Raw genomic sequence first — 16,587 nt, forward strand, 5'->3', positions numbered from 1 at the left:
GCTAGATTTAACCTATAGATAAAAAGAATGCTTTCAGCAGAAATTAAAGATAAATACGAATTGGTGGTAGGACTTGAAGTCCATGCTCAGTTGCTCACCCAGAGCAAAATGTACAATTCTGACTCTACCGAGTATGGCAATATGCCTAATACAAACATTTCGGTCATCACACTGGGCCATCCAGGTACTCTTCCCAAGGTCAATAAAAAGGCCGTGGAGTTTGCTTTGAAAATGGGGATTGCTTGTGAGTCTGAAATCAACAGGACCAATATTTTTGCCCGTAAAAACTATTTTTACCCTGACCTTCCAAAAGGTTATCAAATAACCCAAGACAAAGGTCCAATCTGCAAAGGCGGGAAAATCTATATCACCCACAATGGGGAGGAAAAAGCTATCGCAATCACCAGGATCCACATGGAGGAAGATGCTGGAAAATCCATGCACCTTGCTGGTGAGGTAGATACGCTAGTGGATTTTAACAGGGCAGGAGTGCCGCTTATCGAGATTGTGTCAGAACCTGATATGAGATCATCGGAGGAGGCCTATGCTTACCTTGCTGAGATCAAGAGATTAGTGAGATATTTGGATATCTGTGACGGTAACATGGAAGAAGGCTCCCTGAGATGTGACGCAAACATCTCTGTGATGCTGAAAGGTTCAGAGACTTTTGGAAAAAAAGTAGAGGTGAAAAACATGAACTCTTTCAGGAATGTAGCCCGAGCGATTGAGCACGAATATGAAAGACAGATTCATAAGATTGAGACAGGAGAGGATATTCCCTCGGAGACTAGGACCTTTGATGCCACTACGGGTACCACTGCAAGCATGCGAAGTAAGGAAGATCTGAATGATTACAGGTATTTCCCTGAGCCGGATTTGAGTCCTGTTTTGATCTCAGAAGAATGGCTACAATCAGTTAGGGCAGAAATGCCAACTTTGCCTAGACAATTGTTTAAAAGGTTTGTCAGCGAATATGGACTTCCCGAATATGACGCAGGGGTATTGACAGATTCAAAGGAAATAGCAATTTACTTTGAAGAGTTGTGCCAAAAAACATCAAACTATAAGGCTGCATCCAACTGGATGATGGGTCCGGTGAAATCATACTTAAATGAGCTCACCTTGCACATCTCTGATTTCCCAATATCTCCAGCTCAATTGGCTGAATTGATCGCTCTGATTGATGATGGTAAGGTCAATTTCTCAGTAGCTTCGCAAAAGATTTATCCAGCCATGATTGAGCAGAATCAAAAGGCACCACTTCAGATTGCTGAGGATATGAACTTGATCCAGGAAAGCGATGAAGGCTCCATCAGACCGATTATCGAAAAGGTAATTGCGGCTAACTCTGCTAAGGTGGAAGAATACCGTGCCGGTAAGAAAGGTCTTCTGGGGATGTTTATGGGACAGGTAATGAAGCAGTCTCATGGCAAGGCAGATCCAAAAGTAGCAAGCAAGATATTGACAGAACTATTAGAAAATTGATATGAGTACATTCAAGAACAATGTAGTATTAGTAGCTTTCATCCTCCTGGCTATTTCCTGTACGACCGATAAGGAAAAGTCCTTTGACGGGGAGGTAGTCATCAGCGGCAGCTTCCAGAACCAACCTGAAGGAGCTTTGATTTTGTCCAAATACAAGGACAATTCTAAAGAAACTATAGATTCGATTGCAGTGGATAATGATGGGAGTTTCAATTATACTTTGTCCTTGGATGGACCGGCATTTTATGATCTGAATCTGATGAACCGTAAAAACATTAGATTGGCGCTTTATAACGAGGATGTGGAGGTAAATTATGATTTCAATTCAGATGAAAAGCCAAATATCAGTGGATCTTCCGATACTGACCAGCTAAAGAAAATAGATAGACTTTCAGAAGAATACCAGGAGGAAGTAAACCAGCTGAATTCCCAGTACTATGAAGCTATGAATGCTAACAATCAGGAACGCATAAAGGAGATTCAGGAAAAGGCTATGGGGCTTGAAGGCCGTCAGAGTGAGAAGGTAAAGCTAGCAATTCAAGATATGGATGGAAGCTTTGCTGCATTAGCAGCTATCGGGATGATCAACCCAAGGTCTGAGTTTCAGTTTTTGGATAGTGTGGTCACTGACCTTGACCAACGATACCCCAATACGAGGATGATTACCACGTTGAAGTCTCAATTGGATGAGATGCGAGCCTTGTCCATTGGTCAGCCCGCACCGGAAATTTCCCTTCCTAATCCTGAAGGACAGACCGTGAATCTTTCCGATTTGAGGGGAAGTTATGTTTTAATTGATTTTTGGGCGGCCTGGTGTAAACCCTGTAGGGAAGAAAACCCCAATGTGGTTAGGTTGTACAACAAATATAACGAAAAAGGCTTTGAGGTATTCGGAGTTTCTTTGGACCGTACTCGTGAAGCTTGGTTGAGAGGAATTAAAGAGGACGGCCTGCCGTGGACGCAAGTTTCCGATCTACAGTATTTTAATTCTGAGGCTGCTTCTCTCTATCAAATTAACGCGATTCCGGCAACTTATCTAATCGATCCAGATGGCAATATCATCGCCAAAGACCTTCGTGGACCAAGCCTGGAAAGCAAGCTGAGCGAGCTCTTTGATTAATCCAACTCGCTTTGGAAAACTTAAGCCTTTCTTTGAAATAAGAAGGGCTTTTTTCGTTATTACTTAAGACCTTAGCCCGATACTTAAAATATGTTAAGAGGTGTAAAAATAATTATATCAACACCTTTTTTTATCGATTTATTCATTGCAATATTGCATCCAATTAAAGGACGTCTGCCTTTAGCAGAATCCCTTTCCAAAATGGGTTAAATCTAGGTCTGGAATGGTTTTTGCAAAGGGTGGGACAACGAAAAAAACAATTTAAACAATCCCTCTAAAATCAAACATGAAAAAAAGAACTGCAAAATCCCCTTTGAGTAGGCTGTTGACCCTCGCTCTATTTTGTCTATTAGCAATGGGTGCTTGTAAAAGTAAGAAGAAGGTAACTGAAGCGGCCCCAGAACCGCAACCAGTAGAGGAGCCAGCTCCGGCTCCTGCGCCAGCCCAGCCAAGTGCAGAAGAGGAAGCGGTAAGCAAGCTTGAAAATTATTTCAATTCCATCGCCAATTCTTCCAATGTAAACAGCGCCAACTCCTCTATCCAGGAAGCTCTATCAATGTTTGCCAATCAGCAGACCCCAGTGTTGATCGTGATCTATGAAGAAAACGGTATGAAGGACTACGATGAGCCTACCACCATCGAGAAGTATCTTAACTATTTGAAGGACACTAAGAAAAACCTGAACTTCATCAGTGACGTAAGAGTGGACAACAGTGGCAAAGTGACTGAACTTGAATTACGTCGAAGAAGATAAAATCCCAATCCTTATAAAAAAGAATCTAACTAAAAATGAAAAAATACTTCCCTTCATTTATCTTAATGTTTTTGCTGACTTCAGTAGTAGCCGTTGCCCAGTCTAACGACATTAGCCCTCAGAGAAAACAAGCCATTGACTCCTTGGCACTGGAAAAAGTAAAGGACCTTAGCAAGTACATCAGCATCATCGGTAGCAAAGAAACCCAGTTTTCTGAAGCTAACCGTGTAATGGACAGAGCTGAGGAGCTTTTTGCACCCGATGCAGAGATGGGCGTTTCATCCATCAACACCAAAGAAGTAGCTTACTACAAAGTAAGAAGGTACTTCGAAAGATTGATGGCGTTGAACTATGACAGGGTAAATATCAGTTGGTATGATATCCATTACATCAGTGATTTGGAAAGACAGCCTGACGGCAGGTTCGTAGGTGTGGTGACCGTGTACCAGAGATTTGAAGGTACATCCCAAGAAGCTGGTCTAAACTATAGAGACACCACCAAAAAAGACATCACCATCTACGTGGAAAGAAAATCCACTCAAGTTGCGGGTAGAACGATCGAGTTCTGGGACGTAATGCTTGGTGATATTCGTGTGACTGAAACTACCTCATGAGAAAAATAGCATTATTAGTAATATTAATAATCTCATCCATACAGTTTGCGCCGGGGCAAGGCTTATACAGCCCCGGCCAACCTTCGGATGATGGCAGATTTGCCGCCTCCACTAAACAAGTAAATCAATTTTTTAGAAGGTTTAATGCCGAAGAGAGCCAGGATGGCAAAAAGCGGTATTATTCCAATGATGCAGAGTACAGAAGTACAGACTTGCGCAAGAAATTCCTAGACATCCTTTTCGATAATGAGACTTCAAGTATAGAGGCAGCTCTCAAGAAAGAATTTGTGATTGATGTCATCGATGAAGAGCAGCCAAAATACCTTGATTTCCATCAAGGAGAATGGTTTGCTGAAGTACAGACCACCTTTAAATACCAAGGTAAGTCCGAGAATGTGACTTTGTTCATGAAGCTCCAGCCTGAGGGATTAGGATACGAATGGGTAATTGAGCGGGTAGGTTTTGAGCCGTTCCAAAAATATTTTGACAAGGACTCTGGTTCCAAAAAACAGTTCCTTCATCCTTTGAGCCATGAACTGGATTTTATGAATCTGAGAAGGGCTTTTCAGGAAAATCCCAAGCCGGAGTCGTATACGCCCACCGACTATGAGCCGGATTATTTGACATTGTTTCTTTATGAAATCAAAAAGGGTCACTTTAAATTTGAGAACGTGACTGACCTGAAGTTTCATTTTTTCCAAATTGACAATTGGTATTTTGAACTCGCCCAGTTCAATAGACCTGGTTTCAATACGGGATGGCTAATTTCCAATCTTGTCAAGCTTCAAGAAGGTGATGAAGAGGCCGTATTAAAGTATATTTATGATCAGAAATAAGGTAATTTGTTTAGTAATTGCCTTCTGTGGACCCTTTTCAGCAATTATTGCGCAAGATTTGGGAACCTACACCAAGCAGGAGGTAAAGGAATTTTCGTCCAAAGCAGAGGATCAGGTCAAATTCCTGGAGTATTTCCTTAATACTGTTGGAAACAGGGAGACCTCAGCACGTGACAAAGATGTCATGGTAAGGGAGAGTTTTGTCAAAATCTTCCGTGATGGGAAAGTTCAGGTAGAAGATGATCTCTTGCTTGATAGAAAGGTCATTACCAACAAGGATGTCACTGCCTATCTTAAGGATGTGGACTTTTTCTTCCGTCACGCTAATTTCAAGTTTAATATCAAGGAAGTAAAACCATTTCTTAGAGACAATGATGAATTGTCCTTCTTGGTCACCCTGGATCGTATTCTTTCAGCTGAAGGAATTGAAGGTGAAAAGATTGAAAACACTAAGCCGAGGTTTATTGAGATCAACCTTGATCCTAAATCCAATGACCTTAAGATCGTAAGTATGTACACCACCAAACTTAGCCGTGACAAAGAGCTGGCTGAATGGTGGGAAAGCCTTTCCTATGAGTGGAGGTCCTATTTTGAGGAAGAGTATGGGCTTTCTGAGGGGGATTCTGTAGAAATAGAGATGATCACCCGAATGAGCGCCATAGACAGCATTGACCTTTCTGGTAGAGAAAGAATATTTGATCTGACTCCCATTTATGCTCTACGTGATCTGAAGTACATCAATTTGAGCAATACCAATATTGAGGACTTGGGACCTGTTTCGCATGTGACTTATCTCAAGCATTTGGATATTTCCAACACACCGACAGAGGATATACAATTTATCAAATATTCTGAGGCCTTGGAATACTTGGATATTTCCAACACCAAGATTTATGATATAGAAGTGCTTAGTGTTTTGCGAAATCTTAAAACTCTTAAAGTAGCCAATACACCAATCCGTAGTTTTGGTGTCCTGAACAATTTTGGCAACCTAGAGGAGTTGGACCTAACAGAAAGTGGTTTCAACAACATGGAAAGCATCAACGAGCTGAAAAACCTTAGAAAGCTGAATTTGAAAGGTAACTATTTGATCAATTATGAATATGTAGCTGAACTTTCAAATTTGGAAAACATCAAACTTGAGGACACGAATATTCTGGATCTTACCCCATTAGCAGAGCTTGAAAATCTAAAGATTGTAAATATCAACAGCTCCGAGGTAAGTAGCTTGGAACCTCTTAACCAAAAGAAATCACTTCAACGGATCTATGCCGATAGGACAAGTATTTCTGAAAAAAATGCTGATGAGTTTACACGAAGAAACAGAAATGTGCTGTTGATCCATAACGTGGAAAACCTTCAGAGTTGGTGGAGTACATTGCCCGAAGGCTGGAGGGAAGTTTTACAGAAAAATTACCCTGGTCTTTCTGATAAACCTTCTGTAGAAGATTTATCTAGTTTAGTGGGAAGTGATAATTTGGACCTTTCCAATAGTGAAATAGTTAATCTTAGACCTGCAATTAAGTTCAAAAAGATATCGGAGTTGGATTTTTCCAACACTAAAGTTCATGACTTAAGTCCATTGGCTGAGGTTAAAACTTTGGAAAAATTGATAGCCAACAACTCAGCAGTTACTAACGTGGAGGCACTAGAAAACCTCAGTGGGTTGACAATAGTTGAGCTGAAAGGCACTCCAATAAAGTCCATCAAATCGCTTAACTTTCTTAAGAATTTAGATTTTGTCGATGTTGACAAAACTGAAATTCCGAAGTGGGAGGTTGAAAACCTTCTCCAGATAAACCCGCAAACCAACATTGTTTTCCGTTCGGAAGAGCTAAACAGCTGGTGGAGAAATCTTGAGGGTGTTTGGAAAAGCGTATTGAAAGATCAATTTGGAATAGGGGAGAATCCATCCAGCCGAGAATTGCATAAGGTTACTGCTAGCACTACTGTTAAGATTAATGGAGAAAGAATAAATAACCTGGAACCATTGACTATTTTCATTAACTTAAAAGAACTGGAAATTCGAGATGTACCCTTGACAGACATAAGTGCTTTGGGTAGAATCGAGGGACTGCAGAAAATTAGCATCACCCAGGCACCGGTGATGTCGGTAGCACCATTGTTCAACCTTTATGAACTTGAAGAACTGAATCTTTCCAATACAGGAGTAGAGGACCTTAGACCTCTGGCTAAACTGACCAAATTGAAAGATTTGAATCTTTCAGGTACCAATATTAAAAGGTTAAACGGGCTGGATAATCTTTACGATTTACGTAGTCTTGACATTGCTAATACCAATGCCAGAACCTTAAAGCCTATTATGGGGCTAAGGAATTTGGAAGAGCTTAAATGTTTTAATACTCGAATCAACAGAAGGCAGGTCGAGCAGTTTCAACGCGCCAATCCTGATACCGATGTAAGATATTATTGATCTGACTTTCAATGTTATAAAATAGCTTTAAAAGCTCCGGGAATCATTTCTCGGAGCTTTTAGTTTTATTGGCTTATCTAAACAGTTTATTTAATTATTAGCAGAAGAACTTATTTAGAATTATTTTGCGACCAAACTGTGATTTAATCGAAAAATGAGAATGATTTTACTAAGTGACCTTAATTTTTCATTACCGTTAAGTAATCCGGTACTTATTTTTTCAATTATTCTATTCATTATTCTTTTTGCCCCACTTCTGCTCAACAAGCTTAAAATTCCCCAGCTTATAGGTTTAATTATTGCAGGCGCTTTCATTGGTCCACATGGGTTTCATTTACTTGAGCGAGATAGTAGTGTGATTCTTTTTGGAACAGTAGGTTTGTTGTATATCATGTTTTTGGCTGGATTAGAGATTGATCTTGCCGATTTCAAGAAAAACAGTTCAAAAAGTATTGTATTTGGATTGTTTACATTTTTAATCCCGATGGGTTTAGGCACACTGAGTGGTTTATACATTCTCAACTTCAACATGATGACCTCAGTACTGCTAGCGAGTATGTTTGCCTCTCATACCTTGATTTCTTACCCTATAATCAGTAAAATGGGAATAACGAAAAACAAGGCGGTTAACATAACCGTGGGTGGTACGATGATTACTGACACACTTGCACTTTTGGTGCTGGCGGTGATTGCGGGAATGGCAACAGGGGAACTAAATAATGAATTTTGGATACGCTTAGTAATATCTGTGATTGTTTTTGCCCTTATTGTAACACTTGGTTTTCCTTTAGTTGGGAGATGGTTTTTCAAAAAAAATGACGACAATATAAGTCAATATATCTTCGTCTTGGGTCTTGTCTTTATGGGGGCCTTTTTGGCTGAAGCGGCAGGGATAGAAGCAATTATCGGTGCTTTCTTAGCTGGATTGGCCTTGAATAGGCTCATACCTCATACCTCCCCGTTAATGAACCGGATAGAGTTTGTAGGTAATGCTCTTTTCATCCCCTTCTTTTTGATTGGGGTAGGGATGTTGATTGACTACAGCGTGTTTTTTAATGATGTAGAAACAATATTCGTAGCTGTTACTATGACGGTGGTAGCGACGCTATCCAAATATTTGGCGGCCACTTTGACTCAAAAAACCTTTAAGTTTAGCACAGCTCAAAGGGATGTTATTTTTGGACTTAGCAACGCCCAGGCCGCTGCGACACTTGCAGCAGTTTTGATAGGCTATGAAATTATACTAGGAGAGGCCCCGGATGGTACACCAATTAGGCTTTTAAATGAAGCTATTCTTAATGGTACCATTTTGATGATTTTGGTGACATGTACCATAGCATCCTTCGTCGCCCAACGAGGAGCGACAAAAATAGCCATCCAGGAAAATCAAGGCAAAAAGGATGAAGAAGAGGAGGAAGAAGAAGCCAAAGAGAAAATTCTTATTCCTATCAATTATCCCGAAAATATTGAGGAGTTGATTAACCTGGGTGTAACTGTAAAGTCCCAATCTGCCAGAAATAATCTTTTGGCTCTCAACATAATCCCTACAGATTCCTCAGATGAGAATTTAGAGAAAAATGCTAAAAAATTGCTGGAAAAGGCCAGTGTATTGGCTGCAGCAACCGATAATATTCTTACGGAACTCATTCGATATGATTCCAATATTGTAAACGGTATTACCAATGTGGTGAAGGAAAACAAAGTTTCAGATATAATTCTGGGTTTACACAAGCAGGGAGGGATCTCAGACTCATTCTTAGGTAATTTGACTGAGGGAATTCTAAGTAAATGTAATGCCACTACGCTTATTTATCGCAATGCTCAACCTATTAATACCATACAAAGACATCTCATAGTGGTACCAGAAAATGCCGAGAAAGAAATGGGATTCCCGTTTTGGTTACTGCGGGTTTGGAATATTGGTAGAAATACAGGTGCAAAATTGGTGTTTTACGCATCATCTCCAACTTTGGAATTTATCAAACAGGTAAATAAGAACCATCCCATCGAGGCTGATTTTGTAGAGTTCAGTGATTGGGAGGACTTCTTGATCATCTCTAGGGACATGAAAGCCAATGATGCCTTGATGATTGTGATGAGTCGTAAAACTGGCATTTCTTACAATCAGATTATGGGCAAGATGCCAAAATATCTGAACAATTACTTCAACAATAACAACTACATATTAGTATTCCCGATGCAGTTTGGTTTTGATCAAAAAAATATGTCAGACTATTCCGGCACAACTTTGTTCAACCCCCTTTTGAACAATATGGAAAAATTTGATGACTTAGGAAAAACCCTTTCTAAGCTCTTTAAAAAGAAATAAAACCATCTTGTAGTTTTGTTTATTTCCTGTGAATTGAGGACAGATCAAATGTTGATTTTTATTTCAATATGTTTAGAGTATTCTTTATACAGAAGCTTTATTAAAACAGTATTAAAATTTGGATTTATTGGGATATGTCCTAATATTGATTAAGTGTTTTTTATTTGTTCATTGTGTATTTGACCAATGTTGAGTCAATTTCAGACTGTTTCTACACTGGTTGAACACTGGTTTAAGACTGGTCTTACACTGGTTTAATTCTACTAGATATTATAATGAATAATAAGTTAATTGACGGGCATATATAACTTTGTAAGGGATATAGGGTGGTATAAAAAAGAGGCCGATAATTGATCGGCCCCTTGAGTTTACTTTTTACATTTTCATCTTGATGATCACTCCTCTTTCTGAAAGGATGTTAGCATCCAGTGGTGAAGTTCGATACTCTTAATGAAAGCAACCAACATATCCTCTGTCGCTAGATCACCAAGCTCACCTACACTCTCGGCACAATCATTCATATTTTCTGCCAAGATCTCGAAGTCCTTTAACACCTCATTAACCATGGCAGTTGATGATAGGTCTGTTCCTACTTCTTTGATGTCAGAGTGCTCAAGATAGTCAGTGATTAGGCTATAAGGTGTATATCCAAAAACCCTTATCCTTTCGGCAATCAAGTCAATGTTTTCCATAGCCTCATCATATAGTTCCTCGAACTTCTCATGAAGGTCGAAGAAATCTCCTCCTGTAACATTCCAGTGGAAGTTTCTTAACTTTTGGTAATGCACATGATAATTAGCCAATAGCTTGTTAAGAGATTTTACGATCTTGTCAGTTTCATTTTGTTTGTATCCAAGTTTTTTGAATACTCTCTTATCTTTATTACTCATAGTTATGTTATTAGTTTTTGGTTTCATCACTAGGTGGAATCTCCTTGAATACCATATCCAAGGAAATGGTTTCAGCAGAGCTGTCTAGCACTTTACTTACATGTTTTGAAATAAGGATGGGAGTTTTAAGGCATTCTCTTTCTTTTTGAATAATTGTGAGAAGATCACTTTCTTCAACATCATTACCTTCAATATTCTCTCTGAAATACTCCGAATTGTGGTCCAACAGGTCTATGATCCTTACATCTAATTTGTTGGCCAGCTCTGAAATTTGGGTTGGGGAAAGTTCATTTTGGTAAATATCTAGCTCGTTGATCACGTGTTGGTGCAGGGATTTCACGTAGGCTAAGGTTTCTCTATCCCCCAATTTGTTACTATTATATAGAAACTTTATCTCATTGCCTTCAACTTCAAACATATGGGCCGTATTTTAAAAGTTTGTGGAAAATATTTTTTGTTCCTACCAATTGGCAGGTTTGATTAGGCTAAAATGTCCATAAATTATGCCAAGGTTGCCTTGTATCTGTTACTTTAACAAGGTATGGAGGGGAATGTTTAGAAAGGATTTTCTTATTTGGTAATGACTTGCTGGAGGTTTAACCGCAGGATTTGTCCCATGTTTTTGCACTTCAAAAAATCGTCATTTTTGTAATGCTTTGCTAGGTCTTTCTTGAGCGAATTAATATTTTCTGGGGTAGAAATACTATCCTGTTCCATGGCCTTTAGGATGTCCTCAATCTCGTTTGGGGCAGTTTTAAGTCGGTTGGCAATCAGCGCCCGCTCCTCCCGCTGATATTGTACCATGGATTCCGGAGTGATGTGCTTGATGCCAAGCTGGATCAAGGGGTTATTTTGCTTGAAATACTGAGGTAAATAGATGCTTTTTTTGCCCTCATAGGATTGCTGGTCAAAATCAATGGCTCGAATACGGTAATGGATTTCCTCAAAATCAGGGGTAATATCCACCACAAAATTGCTTGAATGCATGTCGCCTAAAAGCCTCACAAAGCAGCGTTCATTAAATTTCACAAACTCTTTAGCCAGACGAATAGGATTGAGCAGGCTGCCGTTGATATATTGTCTCATGAACATTTCTCCAGGAATTCCCGCAATATGTTCCTCAATCAACGTGTCCCGGTGTACCAAATAATTGATTCGGTTTGGGCTAAGCAGATGCTCCAATTCCAAACCGTAAACTCTACTGGCATCGGCATTCTTAATATAAAAGTAATCGAAGTTGTCGTTTATTTTGTTGACGATCCTTACTCTAAAGGGTTGAGTGTTACCATAGATGCAAAGATCCACTCTGTCCACATAAAGGTGCTCCATAACCCCCATGTCCCCCTCAGCTTTCAGTAAAGAGTAGATTTTCTTCAGGTTGAAATAAATCTCATTGCGGTCTGATTCATCAAAGAAAACTGTTTCCCAAAGGGTGTCATTACCTTTGTAGTCATATAAAGCGATGGAGCTGGTATAGCGCAGTAATTCCTTGTAGTGAATCGAAATGTCAACCTGGCGCCCATACTTATCCAAATAATTCCTTAAATGGTCATTAATGGGGTAAATGATTTTTTTTTTGCTTATAAGCGCCATAGTGGGTTTGCTTATGCTTTTTGTTCTTCCAAGTAATGATACTCTTTCTTGAGTTTTCTATCAAACAAAAACGGGCCAAATGGCAGCACCGAGACTATCAATCCCCAAAAGGTTTTGGAATAGGACCACTGAAGTTTTTTGCTTGTTGGGAAAATTATGTAAATGTACAGGACAAAAAGAACACCATGTGCCCAGCCTACATAAGTGACAGCAAGTGGCATATCCATGGTGTATTTGAGCGGCATAGCAATGAATAACAGTACCAAAAAGGAAATACCTTCCGCTATACTTATAAATCTAAATCGTGTGAGAACTTTCAGTTTTTCGCTGGGAGTCATATTATTTTTTGATTTGGAACAAAGCCTGTAGGCTGGCCCATAGTTGCTTTTTAAGAGGAACATTTTCAGAAATATCCTTTAAATCATCCGCAAACATTATCTCAAAATTTGGTTGTGAGATGGAGTATTTACCTTTATTGTGCTCCATGATAGGATGATGTATTAATCCAAAAACAATCACTTTGCTAGGGTTGAGGGTATCTATGCAGGATTCAGGCATATTCTCAATCGCATCTGCACCGATAAGGGCAATGTCCTTCAAAGAACAATTAACGGCACCAAGAATTTTCAACAAAAATTCCTGAAGGTTACTTTCAAGTTCATGGCCTTCGTGAATGACCACTATACCTTTTTGAAATTGTCCCTGGACTTGGGCTAAAATGTCTTCGATTCTTAAATCATCTACATTGCCATTCTCCTGCTCAAGTTCAACTTGGTTAGGGACTAGGGCTTCATTGTTCTTGAATTTTTGGGAAAGGGAGATTTTTTGCAATTCCTCGGGAATGATGACCATTTCCTCCGTGAGGAAAAGGCTAAGGCTGCTCAGGTTCATTTCATCCATACGGCTAATTTGCCTAAAAATTGGGCTTAAAGCAATTAATGCAGCCGATAAAAATTTAAAAGACAGAAGACAGAAGAGGGGAGACCGGACACGGCAATACTTCGATCTCACGTCCTCGGTCCCCCGTTGTTTTATTTTTTACCCTTGCTTTCCTTTTCAGGGTCATCAAAGTTGAAGATTGACTTAAGCTCGACTGCATCATTTGGACTCATTCTTTTGGCCAATACCAGTCTAAGCTGTCGGCGACGAAGCGCACCTGCATATAATTCTTCTTCCTCAGGGTTGGAAGGTTTTACAGAAGGCACTTCGATAGGTCTGCCATTTTGGTCTACAGCCACGAAGGTGAAAAATGCACGGTGAGTTTTGACCTTCTTGTTTGCAGGAATATCTTCGGCCCAAACCTCGATAAAAACTTCCATAGAAGAATTGAAGGAACGGGTAACTTGGGCTTTCAAAGTAACTACATTGCCTAAGGCAATCGGATGCTGGAAGGAAATACTATCTGCAGCAGCGGTTACCACAATTCTGTTGGAGTGCTTTTGGGCGGCAATGGCGGCTACGATGTCCATCCAATGCATTAATCGGCCTCCCATTAGGTTGTTTAGCGGGTTAGTGTCGTTTGGCAACACCAATTCCGTCATGACCACTTCTGATTCGCTTACTAATTTCTGCTTTACCATAAAAACTTAATTTAATGTAAAATTAAGAAATTAAATTTCTATAACCTGATAATCCTTATGAAAAATCAGAATTTTATTTTGATGATTTCCACCCCTCATCACCCAAAAGCGGTACAAAGGCAAAATTATCATATTCCTCCTGCAAGATTTCGGTTTCGGAAACTTTGGTCAGCTTAAGCATCTTTTGCGTATTTCTGTCCCCAACCGGAATGACCAAATATCCATTAACGCTGAGCTGTTCCAATAGGGAGTGTGGCACCACTGGGGCTCCGGCCGTTACGATGATTTTGTCGTAGGGTGCATTTTGAGGAAGTCCTTTGGATCCATCTCCTTGGTAAAAATTGATGTTGATACCCAGTCTGGGCAAAAACTTCTTGGTACGCTCATAAAGTTTTGGCTGATATTCTATGGAATGCACCTCGGCTCCAAGAAGAAAAAGAACGGCGGCTTGATAACCAGAACCTGTGCCTATTTCTAGGATTTTGTCGCCCTGTTTTACCTCCAAAAGTTGCGTTTGGAATGCAACAGTATATGGCTGACTGATAGTTTGACCTTCGCCTATGGGGAAAGCCTTGTCCTCATAGGCATGGGAGTGCAAGGCACTGTCAAAGAAAAAATGCCTTGGAATAGCATTAATCACGTTCAGAACATTATCATCCGAGATTCCTTTTTTCCTCAACAAGTTTACTAATTCCCTTCTTTGGCCTTTGTGGCGGTAGCTATCCTCTAGTCTAATCATTAACTATTTTTTTTGAAAAATGGTATTTTTGCAAAGTTACGGCTTTAAATGGCTTAATTTGAATTACAGTTGCAAGATATCATTTTGACGCTGAGTATTTGCATTTAAAAATTCGCAGAGATGTTCACAGGAATTATAGAAGCTTTAGGAGAGATTAAAAATATAGAAAAAGAGGGGAGCAATGTGCATTTTACCTTTGCCGCACCCCTGACACAGGAACTGAAAATAGACCAATCCGTCGCTCATAATGGAGTCTGCCTAACGGTAGTAAAAACTGAAGGGGATCAGTACACCGTGACGGCTATTGAGGAAACCCTACAGAAAACTAGCCTTGGAGAATGGACTTTGGGGCAAAAGATCAATCTAGAAAGGTGCATGCCTGCCAATGGCCGATTTGATGGACACATCGTTCAAGGACATGTGGACCAGATAGGGGAGGTGGAAAATATAAGTGAGAAGGATGGCAGCTGGGTTTTTGACTTCAAATTTGATCCGTCCTTTGGAAATGTCACGGTGGAAAAAGGTTCTATTACTATCAATGGTACCAGTTTGACCTGCTTTAACTCCAAAAACGGTAGGTTTTCGGTTGCTATTATTCCCTATACTTTTGAATACACCAATTTCCACCAACTCAAAATTGGGGATAAGGTGAATTTGGAATTTGATGTGATAGGTAAATATATCCAACGGATTATTCGGGGATATGAGAGTTAAGGAGTTTTGGTGAAATAGTTTTTCAGGAACACAGCGACCAGCCAGGAAAGTATGGCGCCAATAACACCAACTAAGGCCCCCACTAAAATATCGCCTGGATAATGTACACCAAGGTAGACTCTGGTAAAAGCATAAATAGCTGCCCACAAGAATAACCAGGCCACCCACGGCCTTTTGCCCAAAAACACCAAAGTGAAATAGGTGGCCACTGCAAAAGCATTGGAGGAATGGGAGGAAACAAAGCCAAACATTCCTCCACAACCTCCATAATTGTTAATGTCGTCCATCCAGCGCTCATCGTGGCAAGGACGTAATCTTCCGAAGTAGGGCTTCATCAAGGCTGATGCGACTTGGTCTGCAAAAAGGATTGCCAAACCAATTCCAACTAAGTACCAAAAAGATTGCTTTCCGTAATCTTTGAATACAAAATAGACAATGAAAAGGTAAAGTGGGATCCAAATTACAGAACCCGTGAAGGCAAGCATCACAGGATCCAGCCAATCTGCGCGAAGGGCATTTAGCTGCAAAAACAGCTTTTCATCGTATTCAATTAGTTTTTCAAGCACCGGTGGAATCGAGAATGTTGACCCAATCTATGTTTTTTTGCAGGTGTTTCAAGGTAAAGTCCTCGGTAGTTCCTTCTTGAGGAATGTGCATATATTCCCAGTTGGCCATGGGAGGCATGCTCATAAGGATACTTTCCGTACGACCGTTAGTGTCAAGTCCGAACTTGGTGCCAGCGTCCCATACGAGATTGAACTCAACGTAACGGCCTCTTCTCAAAGCTTGCCATTTTTGGTTCTCTTCGGTGAATGAAAGCTGAGCGTTTTTAGCCATGAAGTGACGGTAGATTTTTGGGAAAAGATACCCGACCTCCTTTACAAAAGAGAAAAGCTTTTCAAAAGGCATCTCATCATCGGCTTTCAACCTGTCGAAGAAAATACCTCCAATACCTCTGGTTTCATTTCTGTGCTTGATGAAAAAGTAATCATCCGCCCATTTTTTAAATTTGGGGTAATACTCAGAATTGTACTGGTCACAGAGGTCCTTTAGGGATTGGTGAAAGTATTGGGCATCTTCCAAGTCCACATAGTGCGGAGTCAGGTCAATCCCTCCCCCAAACCAGTATACGCCATTAGACATTTCAAAATACCGGATATTCATGTGAATGATGGGCATCATCGGGTTTTTGGGATGGATAACTATGGATACTCCAGTGGCGAAGAAATCCGCTTGGTCCAACTGTAATTTGGCCAAAATCTTAGCTGGAGTGGGACCACTTACTGCAGAAAAGGCTACCCCGCCTTTTTCGATGATTTTGCCATCCTGAATGATGCGGGTTCTACCGCCACCACCCTCAGGTCTACTCCACTTGTCCTCCTTGAAAACAGCCTTTCGGTCCCCCAGTTCTAATTCTTTGCATATATAATCTTGAATGGACTGAAAGTCCCGGGAAATTTCCTCCTTGCTGATCCTCATGTCGTTTTTATTTTTCACAT

At 40.2% G+C, this 16,587-nt stretch carries 17 protein-coding genes; 8 read left to right on the forward strand and 9 right to left on the reverse strand.

What is annotated here, in order from left to right; all coding sequences use genetic code 11:
* Positions 1–27 precede the first annotated feature (27 nt).
* The 7 genes from gatB to FPL27_RS08400 all read left to right on the forward strand — a co-directional run bounded on the left by gatB (position 28) and on the right by FPL27_RS08400 (position 9,572).
* Positions 28–1,485: an Asp-tRNA(Asn)/Glu-tRNA(Gln) amidotransferase subunit GatB gene (gatB, locus tag FPL27_RS08370; RefSeq protein WP_143960664.1), complete on the forward strand. Its 1,458-nt coding sequence runs from the start codon at positions 28–30 to the stop codon at positions 1,483–1,485.
* A 1-nt stretch (position 1,486) separates the two neighbouring features.
* Positions 1,487–2,605 carry a TlpA disulfide reductase family protein gene (locus tag FPL27_RS08375; RefSeq protein ID WP_143960665.1) on the forward strand — a complete coding sequence of 373 codons (1,119 nt, stop codon included), beginning with the start codon at positions 1,487–1,489 and terminating at the stop codon, positions 2,603–2,605.
* A gap of 286 nt (positions 2,606–2,891) precedes the next feature.
* Positions 2,892–3,359: a nucleoid-structuring protein H-NS gene (locus tag FPL27_RS08380; protein WP_143960666.1), complete on the forward strand. Its 468-nt coding sequence runs from the start codon at positions 2,892–2,894 to the stop codon at positions 3,357–3,359.
* A gap of 35 nt (positions 3,360–3,394) precedes the next feature.
* The gene (locus FPL27_RS08385) at positions 3,395–3,973 is read left to right on the forward strand and encodes a hypothetical protein (protein WP_143960667.1); all 579 of its coding nucleotides are present in this window, start codon (positions 3,395–3,397) and stop codon (positions 3,971–3,973) included.
* Positions 3,970–4,809: a hypothetical protein gene (locus FPL27_RS08390; RefSeq protein ID WP_143960668.1), complete on the forward strand. Its 840-nt coding sequence runs from the start codon at positions 3,970–3,972 to the stop codon at positions 4,807–4,809. The genes FPL27_RS08385 and FPL27_RS08390 overlap by 4 nt, the downstream gene beginning before the upstream one ends.
* Positions 4,796–7,243 (forward strand): leucine-rich repeat domain-containing protein, encoded by a 2,448-nt coding sequence (locus FPL27_RS08395; protein ID WP_143960669.1) that lies wholly within the window; start codon positions 4,796–4,798, stop codon positions 7,241–7,243. The genes FPL27_RS08390 and FPL27_RS08395 overlap by 14 nt, the downstream gene beginning before the upstream one ends.
* A 160-nt stretch (positions 7,244–7,403) precedes the next feature.
* A complete protein-coding gene (locus FPL27_RS08400; protein WP_143960670.1) occupies positions 7,404–9,572 on the forward strand; it encodes a cation:proton antiporter in 2,169 nt (722 codons plus the stop codon).
* Between the two features lie 395 nt (positions 9,573–9,967).
* On the opposite strand, the gene FPL27_RS08405 is transcribed toward FPL27_RS08400, so the two are convergent.
* The 7 genes from FPL27_RS08405 to FPL27_RS08435 all read right to left on the reverse strand — a co-directional run bounded on the left by FPL27_RS08405 (position 9,968) and on the right by FPL27_RS08435 (position 14,374).
* Positions 9,968–10,462, reverse strand: coding sequence for a Dps family protein (locus FPL27_RS08405; protein WP_143960671.1), 495 nt, complete (start codon positions 10,460–10,462; stop codon positions 9,968–9,970).
* Positions 10,463–10,472: 10 nt separating this feature from the next.
* On the reverse strand, positions 10,473–10,880 hold the full coding sequence (locus tag FPL27_RS08410) for an arsenate reductase family protein (protein ID WP_143960672.1): 408 nt from the start codon (positions 10,878–10,880) through the stop codon (positions 10,473–10,475).
* A 152-nt stretch (positions 10,881–11,032) separates the two neighbouring features.
* Entirely contained in the window at positions 11,033–12,055 is a 1,023-nt protein-coding gene (locus FPL27_RS08415) for a hypothetical protein (protein WP_143960673.1), read from the reverse strand.
* Between the two features lie 11 nt (positions 12,056–12,066).
* On the reverse strand, positions 12,067–12,393 hold the full coding sequence (locus FPL27_RS08420; protein ID WP_143960674.1) for a DUF3817 domain-containing protein: 327 nt from the start codon (positions 12,391–12,393) through the stop codon (positions 12,067–12,069).
* A 1-nt stretch (position 12,394) separates the two neighbouring features.
* Entirely contained in the window at positions 12,395–12,955 is a 561-nt protein-coding gene (locus FPL27_RS08425; protein ID WP_143960675.1) for a hypothetical protein, read from the reverse strand.
* A gap of 131 nt (positions 12,956–13,086) precedes the next feature.
* The gene (locus tag FPL27_RS08430; protein WP_143960676.1) at positions 13,087–13,635 is read right to left on the reverse strand and encodes an acyl-CoA thioesterase; all 549 of its coding nucleotides are present in this window, start codon (positions 13,633–13,635) and stop codon (positions 13,087–13,089) included.
* Between the two features lie 73 nt (positions 13,636–13,708).
* Complete coding sequence (locus FPL27_RS08435) at positions 13,709–14,374, reverse strand: protein-L-isoaspartate(D-aspartate) O-methyltransferase (protein ID WP_143960677.1); 666 nt, start codon at positions 14,372–14,374, stop codon at positions 13,709–13,711.
* 120 nt (positions 14,375–14,494) lie between these two features.
* Here FPL27_RS08435 and FPL27_RS08440 point away from each other — a divergent pair, with 120 nt between their 5' ends.
* Complete coding sequence (locus tag FPL27_RS08440) at positions 14,495–15,088, forward strand: riboflavin synthase (protein WP_143960678.1); 594 nt, start codon at positions 14,495–14,497, stop codon at positions 15,086–15,088.
* On the opposite strand, the gene FPL27_RS08445 is transcribed toward FPL27_RS08440, so the two are convergent.
* Together FPL27_RS08445 and hemF are read right to left on the reverse strand one after the other, a co-directional pair.
* A complete protein-coding gene (locus tag FPL27_RS08445; protein WP_143960679.1) occupies positions 15,085–15,654 on the reverse strand; it encodes a phosphatase PAP2 family protein in 570 nt (189 codons plus the stop codon). The two genes, FPL27_RS08440 and FPL27_RS08445, sit on opposite strands and share 4 nt — an antisense overlap.
* Positions 15,647–16,567 carry an oxygen-dependent coproporphyrinogen oxidase gene (gene hemF, locus FPL27_RS08450; protein ID WP_143962114.1) on the reverse strand — a complete coding sequence of 307 codons (921 nt, stop codon included), beginning with the start codon at positions 16,565–16,567 and terminating at the stop codon, positions 15,647–15,649. Before hemF ends, FPL27_RS08445 begins: the two co-directional genes overlap by 8 nt.
* Positions 16,568–16,587 lie beyond the last annotated feature (20 nt).

This window comes from Litoribacter populi, from assembly GCF_007483685.1.
Lineage (GTDB): Bacteria > Bacteroidota > Bacteroidia > Cytophagales > Cyclobacteriaceae > Litoribacter > Litoribacter populi.